The 4,848-nt window shown below is 71.1% G+C and carries 5 protein-coding genes; all 5 read right to left on the bottom strand.

From position 1 onward, the window contains the following. The coding region (locus C1J00_RS38275; protein WP_102913501.1) for a hypothetical protein at positions 1-737 on the bottom strand (737 nt) is incomplete at its 3' end. 179 nt (positions 738-916) lie between these two features. Then, positions 917-2,542 carry a chaperonin GroEL gene (gene groL, locus C1J00_RS38270; protein WP_102913500.1) on the bottom strand — a complete coding sequence of 542 codons (1,626 nt, stop codon included), beginning with the start codon at positions 2,540-2,542 and terminating at the stop codon, positions 917-919. A gap of 115 nt (positions 2,543-2,657) precedes the next feature. Then, the gene (gene groES / locus C1J00_RS38265; protein ID WP_003974211.1) at positions 2,658-2,966 is read right to left on the bottom strand and encodes a co-chaperone GroES; all 309 of its coding nucleotides are present in this window, start codon (positions 2,964-2,966) and stop codon (positions 2,658-2,660) included. Between the two features lie 169 nt (positions 2,967-3,135). Continuing rightward, positions 3,136-3,885, bottom strand: a complete 750-nt coding sequence (locus tag C1J00_RS38260; protein WP_102913499.1) for a polysaccharide deacetylase family protein — start codon at positions 3,883-3,885, stop codon at positions 3,136-3,138. After that, a complete protein-coding gene (locus C1J00_RS38255; RefSeq protein ID WP_102913502.1) occupies positions 3,882-4,820 on the bottom strand; it encodes a polysaccharide deacetylase family protein in 939 nt (312 codons plus the stop codon). Before C1J00_RS38255 ends, C1J00_RS38260 begins: the two co-directional genes overlap by 4 nt. Positions 4,821-4,848 lie beyond the last annotated feature (28 nt).

Here is a 4,848-nt window from a genome sequence, read left to right as displayed (position 1 = left end):
GGTGTATAAGAGACAGGGCCGGGCCGGCGTGAGGGGCGGGCCAGCAGCGCGACCCGCTGGTCGTCGCGCAGCAGCCACGAACTCTCCGCGTTCTCCCTGCACAGGGTCCAGAGCCGGTCCGGCAGGCGGATCTCGACCTTGCTCTTGGACTTGCGCACCTTCTTGCGCAGTTCGAGCCGGGCGGTGATGTCACCGACGGTCATGACCAGGCCGTTGGCCCGGTCGGCGGTGTCGGGGCGGTAGCCGTAGGGGGCTCGCAGGCGCACGGCGGGGGCGTGTGGGCCCCAGACGTCCACGCGTACCGAGCGCCGGTCCACGGCGACGGTCACCCGTCCGGCGGGGCCGGGCGCGTGGCGGCGCGCGATCCACAGCGGTACGCCCTCCGCCTGCGCCCGTGCGGCGAGGTCGGCCACGTGGTCCGGCCCGCCGCACCTGCGCACCGCCAGTTCGCCCAGCGCGCGGGCGAAGTCGGCGGCCTGACGGGTCTTCAGGGGGGTGGTGGTGCCGGTCACGCGGGTGACCGGGACGACGCCGGGGTCCTGGGGCAGCATCCCCAGGGGGCGTTCGGTGCCCCGGCCGCCGAGCCAGCGGCCCCGCAGGAACGCTTCTGCCATGGCGGCGAGGTTCAGCTCCTCCAGCGGGGTCGTCCTGCCGCCCCTGCGCAGTCCGTCCTCGGTGAGCCGCACCGTCCGCGCCAGCGGGTTGCGGGACCGTTCCCCGTAGAGCACCTGACGCATCCCTGCCCCCTCGTGATCCGACTGCTCTGAGGTAGACCGTCGCCGGCCCCGGCGCGGTTCCCTGACCGGCGGAGGAGGGCGCACGACGAAGGCCCGGCAGCCCCGTCTCCGGGGTGCCGGGCCTTCGCTCGGGCTCGGGCTCGGGCGAGCTGACGTCGTCAGCCCTCAGCCGTCATGCCTCAGTGGGAGTGGCCGTGGCCGTGACCACCGGCGGCCGGCTCCTCCTCTTCCTTCTTCTCGACGACCAGGGTCTCGGTCGTGAGGAGGAGGGAGGCGATGGAGGCGGCGTTCTCCAGGGCGGAGCGGGTGACCTTGACCGGGTCGATGACGCCGGCCTTCACCAGGTCGCCGTACTCGCCGGTGGCGGCGTTGAAGCCCTGGCCCTTGTCGAGCTCGGCGACCTTGGAGGTGATGACGTAACCCTCCAGGCCGGCGTTCTCGGCGATCCAGCGCAGCGGCTCGACGGCGGCCTTGCGGACGACCGCGACACCCGTGGCCTCGTCGCCGGTCTTGCCGAGGTTGCCCTCCAGGACCTTCACGGCGTGGACCAGCGCGGAGCCACCACCGGAGACGATACCCTCCTCGACCGCGGCGCGGGTCGCGGAGATGGCGTCCTCCAGACGGTGCTTGCGCTCCTTGAGCTCGACCTCGGTGGCGGCACCCACACGGATGACGCACACGCCGCCGGCCAGCTTCGCGAGGCGCTCCTGGAGCTTCTCGCGGTCCCAGTCGGAGTCGGTGGTCTCGATCTCGGCCTTGATCTGGGCGACGCGGCCCTGCACTTCGTCCTTCTTGCCGGCGCCGTCGACGACCGTGGTGTCGTCCTTGGTGACGGTGACGCGGCGGGCGGAGCCGAGGACGTCCAGGCCGACCTGGTCGAGCTTGAGGCCGACCTCCTCGGAGACGACCGTGGCGCCGGTGAGGACGGCCAGGTCCTGCAGCATCGCCTTGCGGCGGTCGCCGAAGCCGGGGGCCTTCACGGCGACGGCGTTGAAGGTGCCGCGGATCTTGTTGACGACGAGGGTGGAGAGGGCCTCGCCCTCGACGTCCTCCGCGATGATCAGCAGCGGCTTGGAGGCGTTGGCCTGGATGACCTTCTCCAGCAGCGGCAGCATGTCCGCGATGGCGGAGATCTTGCCCTGCGTGATGAGGATGTAGGGGTCGTCCAGGACGGCTTCCATGCGCTCCTGGTCCGTCACGAAGTACGGCGACAGGTAGCCCTTGTCGAAGGCCATGCCCTCGGTGAAGTCCAGCTCCAGACCGAAGGTGTTGGACTCCTCGACGGTGATGACACCGTCCTTGCCGACCTTGTCCATCGCCTCGGCGATGAGCTCGCCGACCTGCGTGTCCTGGGCGGACAGGCCGGCGACGGCGGCGATGTCGGACTTCTCGTCGATCGGCCGGGCGGTCGCGAGGAGCTCCTCGGAGACCGCGGCGACGGCGGCGTCGATGCCCTTCTTCAGGGCGGCCGGGGAGGCACCGGCGGCGACGTTCTTCAGGCCCTCGCGTACGAGCGCCTGGGCGAGCACGGTGGCGGTGGTCGTACCGTCACCCGCGATGTCGTTGGTCTTGGTCGCCACCTCCTTCACCAGCTGGGCACCGAGGTTCTCGTACGGGTCCTCGACCTCGACCTCGCGGGCGATGGTCACACCGTCGTTGGTGATGGTGGGAGCGCCGAACTTCTTGTCGATGACGACGTTGCGGCCCTTGGGGCCGATCGTCACCTTGACCGTGTCGGCAAGCTTGTTGACGCCGCGCTCGAGGGCGCGACGGGCGTCCTCGTCGAACTTCAGGATCTTCGCCATGGGAGCGTGAGCCCTCTTCCGGAATCAGGGGTTACGGCACTGCGCCCCGGGCGCCCGGCTTCTGTCGATCGCGGGGGGCCAGGGGCGCAGTTCAAAGCAATGTGCTTGGGGTGAATTACTTCTCGACGATCGCGAGCACGTCGCGGGCCGAGAGGACGAGGTACTCCTCGCCGTTGTACTTCACCTCGGTGCCGCCGTACTTGCTGTAGAGCACGACGTCGCCGACGGAGACGTCGAGCGGAAGACGGTTGCCGTCCTCGAAGCGGCCCGGGCCCACGGCAAGGACGACGCCCTCCTGGGGCTTCTCCTTGGCGGTGTCCGGGATGACCAGGCCAGAGGCGGTGGTCTGCTCGGCGTCGAGCGGCTGGACCACAATGCGGTCCTCGAGCGGCTTGATGGCAACCTTGGAGCTGGTGGTCGTCACGATCCGACCTCCCCCTTCGGAGATCTCACGGGGTTAACTGTCTGAGGTGGCGACCAGGTGGATCCGTCGTCGCGGGTGCCGGACCTGCCCGTCGCTGTGTTGGCACTCTCCTATGGGGAGTGCCAGAGCCGAGACTATGACTGTGATTAGCACTCGGTCAAGCGGACTGCTAATTGCCCGCGGCGCGTCGGCCGGATTCTCTCGCCAGGTGGTCCTCCAGCCGCCCCACCCGCAGACCGCGCTTTGCGATCTCCCGCAGCAGGCGTTCGGTCCGCTCCGTGAGGGTCAGGGACCCGGTCTCGCCGGACGGCACCGAGACGATGTCGCCGGCGCGCAGACCGGGCTCGCCCCGGGTGTAGGTCAGTTCGCCACCGGCGTCCAGGGACGCGCGCCACAGGACGACCGCCGTGATGCCGCAGTCGGCGGCGGCGCGCAGGGTCGTCGTGTCGTAGGTGCCGTAGGGCGGGCGGAAGAGGCGGGGGCGGATGCCGAAGCGGGAGCGGAGCTTGTGCTGCTGGCCGCAGATCTCGGCGCGCTGCCCGGCGTAGGGCAGACCACGCAGGGCGGGGTGGTCGAGGGTGTGGTTCTGGATGGACGCGCCGACCGCGCGCAGCCGGGCGAAGTGGCCGTAGCCGGGTCCCACGACGCTGTCCGTGAGGAACATGCTGACCGGGAGGCGCCGTTCGCGGACGAGGCCGACGAAGCGGGGGTCGCGTTCGGCGCCGTCGTCGTAGGTGAGGAAGACCACCGGGTCGCGGGTGGGGACGTGGTCCACGACGGGCGGCAGATGGCGGCTTTCGCTCACCGCGCGTGCCGGATCCTGCGCGCGGCCGTCGGCGGGGCCCGACCGCTCCCCCGCGGCCCCGGCGCAGCCGGCCAGCAGGGCCGCGCACAGCACCGCGGCGGCCGGCCGCCTCACAGGTAGTCCTCCAGCCGCCCCACCGCGTACCCCTCGGCCGTGACCTTGTTCAGGAAGCGGCGGATCATGTCGGCCATCGTGCCCTTCCCCTCGTCGCGGCCCCGGAAGTGCGTGAGGACGATGTCCCCCGGGCGCAGCTTGCGGTCCCCTTCGCGGTACTCCCAGTGGTCGGCGAAGACCTCCTGGTTCCACAGGGGCACGTACGCGATGCCGCAGGCCTTGGCGGCGCGCAGGGTCGTCCGGTCGTAGCTGCCGAAGGGCGGGCGGAAGAGGGCGGGACGCTTGCCGAACCGCTTCTCCATGTAGCGCTGCATGCCGCAGATCTCGCGCTTCTGCGCCCGGTACGACAGGCCCCGCAGGTTGGGGTGGTGGAGGGTGTGGTTGTTCAGGACCACACCCCCGGACTGCATCTTCCGGAAGTAGCGGGGGTCGTCCTTGACCAGGTAGCCGCTGAGGAACGCGGTGTACGGGACGTCCAGGTCGCTCATCATCCGCAGGAACGCCCGGTCCTTCTCGGCGCCGTCGTCGATGGTGAGGAAGACGACCTTGTCCCGGGTGGGGATCGTGGTGAAGACGGGCGGGAGGTCCGACTTCCGGTGGCCCTTCACCTCGAAGCCCTTGCGGGTGCTGATCCTCGGCTTCTCCGGCGGGGGCGGCGGTGCGGCGAGTGGGGCCCTGCGCAGGTCCCAGCGGTGCGCGGCGGCGGCCCGGGCGGCGTGCGCGGCGCGCAGCTTGCCCGCGTAGGAGTCGAGCGCGCGGGCCGGGGGCGCGTCGAGGGGCTGCTGGCCGCCGGCCGGGGTGACCTGGTCGCTGCCGCCGTCCTGCGCGCAGCCGGAGGCGATGGCGGCGAGCACGAGCACGGCGAGGCCGATCCGTGCGCGTGCGGGCGCGCGCCCCCCTGCCCGGCTTTTGTCATTTTGTACGACTGCTCGCATGGTGCCGGATCCTCGCAGCCCCTCCCGC

The sequence above is a fragment of the Streptomyces cahuitamycinicus genome (assembly GCF_002891435.1).
GTDB classification, from domain to species: Bacteria; Actinomycetota; Actinomycetes; order Streptomycetales; family Streptomycetaceae; genus Streptomyces; species Streptomyces cahuitamycinicus.
The sequence above is the reverse complement of the archived record's forward strand: the minus strand, read 5'-3'. Positions and strand labels throughout refer to the sequence as shown.